Annotated in this window: 2 protein-coding genes and 1 pseudogene; all 3 read left to right on the plus strand. The window is 68.3% G+C overall.

Annotated features, from left to right (window positions below):
• Nucleotides 1-847: alpha/beta hydrolase family protein (locus tag JCM9942_RS14375; protein ID WP_054660518.1), on the plus strand; the 847-nt coding region annotated here is incomplete at its 5' end.
• Nucleotides 844-1,413 carry a PH domain-containing protein gene (locus tag JCM9942_RS14380; protein WP_083468564.1) on the plus strand — a complete coding sequence of 190 codons (570 nt, stop codon included), beginning with the start codon at nucleotides 844-846 and terminating at the stop codon, nucleotides 1,411-1,413. The genes JCM9942_RS14375 and JCM9942_RS14380, both read left to right, overlap by 4 nt.
• Before the next feature lie 9 nt (nucleotides 1,414-1,422).
• Nucleotides 1,423-2,222 (plus strand): annotated as a pseudogene (locus JCM9942_RS14385) (M15 family metallopeptidase); the annotation flags it as partial.

A 2,222-nucleotide genomic window follows, 5' to 3' on the forward strand; every position in this document is an offset into this window, starting at 1 on the left:
CAAAGCCGCCCTGCCCGGCACGCTGGCACTGCCCAAGGGCCCGGGCCCGTTCCCGGCGGTGGTACTGGTCCATGGCTCCGGCCCGCAGGACCGCGACGAGACCATCGGCCCGAACCGCCCGTTCCTGGATCTCGCCCGCGGCCTGGCCGCGCAGGGGATCGCCGTACTGCGCTACGACAAACGCACTTATGCGCGACCGCAGGAGTTCAACGGCGCTTTCAGCATCGATGATGAGACCACCGACGATGCCGTCGCCGCCGTGGCGGCGCTGGCTGGCAGCCCGCGGATCGATCCCGACCACATCTATGTGCTCGGCCACAGCCAGGGCGGCCTGCTGGCCGGGCGCATCGCCAACGCCAGCGGCAAGATCGCCGGGCTGGTGCTGCTTGCCGCGCCGGCGCGGCCGATCCTCGATCTGCTGGCCGAACAGAACCGCTACATGGCCGGGCTGGACGGCAGCATCAGCACTGCCGAACAGGCGCAGCTGGACGCGCTGACAGCCGCGATCGCCACCGTCCGCGGCGATCCGGATGCCACGTTGATGAACCTGCCCGGGCGCTTCTGGCAGCAACTGGAACAGGTGGACCCCGTTGCCGATGCCCGCAGCACCGCCCTGCCGGTGTTGCTGCTGCAGGGCGGCCGCGACTTCCAGGTGATCGATGCCGACTGGCAGCGTTGGAACCAGGGGCTGCAAGGGGAGCGCTACCAGTTCCGGCATTACCCCACGCTCAACCATCTGGGCATCACCGGCGAAGGCAAAAGCTCACTGGAGGAATACTCCCGGCCCGGCCATGTGGAGCAGGTGCTGATCGGCGACATCGCGCGGTGGATCAAGACCCGGCCATGAGACCGCAGACCCCATCGATTCCAGCGCAGTCCATCCCGCTGGCCGCACCGGCGGCGACGTCCCTGCTGTGGCTGTGGGGTCCCGTGCTGCTGGTGATCTGCATCAACCCGCTGATCCAGCTGTTCGCAGGCAAGCCCCCCGTCACCGCCGCGTTCGCCTCTTGGGGCCCGTTGCTGGTTCTGCCACTGATCACTGCCGGCTTGACCCTGGCCTACCGGCGGCGTCATCTGCAGCTGGATGCCCGGCGGCTGAAGATCGCCAGCACGCTGTACAGCAAGCAGGTGCCGATCAGTGCCATGCGACTGGACCGCGCCCGCGTGGTCGACTTCGACGAGAACCCGGGCTTCAAACCCGCCCTGAAAACCAACGGTTTCCAGATGCCCGGCTTTCGCGCCGGCCACTTCCGGATGAAGGACGGCAGCAAGGGCTTCTGCCTGATCACCGACAACCACCGCGTACTGGTGCTGCCCCTGCGCGATGGCAGCAGCGTGCTGCTCAGCCCGGAGCAGCCGCGCGCCCTGCTGGAGGAACTCAAACGGCTGGCCGACAACCTGCCCCGCGCCTAAGCTGCCCCCATGCGCAATGTCCCCCGCCTCCTGATCAACACGCCCGATATCGAGATCTGGCCCGGTGGCCTGCTGCGGGCGCGCAGCAACCACGATGCCCGCCTGCTGTCACAGGCAAGTCACGTGCTGCGCCGCAAGCGCGATGGCCGCTATCTGGCGGTGCAACTGCCGCATGGCTGATGCCGCTGGTCAGCCGCCTGCAGGCGGAGCCCGGCATCGAACCGGCAATGGTGGCACTGGATGCCACACTGGCAACCCCGGCCCGTGTTCCGCCACCGGAGGGCGAACTTCCACTGCACCAGCTGCAGCAGCGCCTGGACCAGCTCGGCCTGCACAGTACCCGCTACGCCAGCCACACCGGCCTGTGGCTGATCGCCGAACCGGCACACCTGCATCTGGCCGGATTCGACCGCTACCGCCGGCCACTGTGGCTGACCCGTGGCGCCAGCCGTGCCTGGCAGCGCATGCAGCACACCGCCTCCCTTGACGGCATCGCACTGGAGGCGATCTCCGGCTACCGCAGCCATGCCTACCAGCTCGGCATTTTTGAACGCAAGCTGGCGCGCGGCCTGGACGTGGCGCAGATCCTCACCGTCAATGCCGCGCCCGGTTACAGCGAACACCATGGCGGCAACGCGCTGGACATCAGCGCTCCGGACGCGCCGGCGGCCGAGGAGTCGTTCGAACACACCGCCGCCTTCAGCTGGCTGCAGAGACGGGCCGGCGACTTCGGATTCCACATGAGCTATCCGCGCGACAACCCGCACGGCATCGTCTATGAGCCTGGCACTGGTGCTTCCGGCCGCACC

The sequence above is a fragment of the Stenotrophomonas pictorum JCM 9942 genome (genome assembly GCF_001310775.1).
GTDB classification, from domain to species: domain Bacteria; phylum Pseudomonadota; class Gammaproteobacteria; order Xanthomonadales; family Xanthomonadaceae; genus Stenotrophomonas; species Stenotrophomonas pictorum.

Excerpts from the sequence above, each read along its gene's own strand:
- JCM9942_RS14380 (WP_083468564.1), top strand. The coding sequence starts at position 844 with ATGAGACCGCAGACCCCATCGATTCCAGCGCAGTCCATCCCGCTGGCC.